The sequence below is a fragment of the Psychroserpens mesophilus genome (assembly GCF_050617655.1).
Taxonomy (GTDB): domain Bacteria; phylum Bacteroidota; class Bacteroidia; order Flavobacteriales; family Flavobacteriaceae; genus Psychroserpens; species Psychroserpens mesophilus_A.
In genome coordinates, this window is record NZ_JBODQC010000508.1 from 1 (window position 1) to 236 (window position 236).

Here is a 236-nt window from a genome sequence, read left to right on the forward strand (position 1 = left end):
TATTCAAAGCTATTAAGGCAACTAAAGGAGCACTCGTCAGACACTATGCGAGAAGCTCATTTCGATCAAATAGTTGACCTAAAAAATAAAGAGAGTATTGAAATGCTGTTTAGTTACTTAAGCGACAAAAGCAGACTTGTGCAGACTATGGCTATTTCAAAACTTAATTTCTTGTCGGCAGGGAAACACGAACAGAAACAACGATATGACAAGGAATATTTTATGTCAAAAAAAAC

Annotated in this window: 1 protein-coding gene; it reads left to right on the plus strand. The window is 35.2% G+C overall.

The window, feature by feature from the left end; all coding sequences use genetic code 11:
• Positions 1-45 precede the first annotated feature (45 nt).
• The coding region (locus ACRHNM_RS18190) for a hypothetical protein (protein WP_431138027.1) at positions 46-236 on the plus strand (191 nt) is incomplete at its 3' end.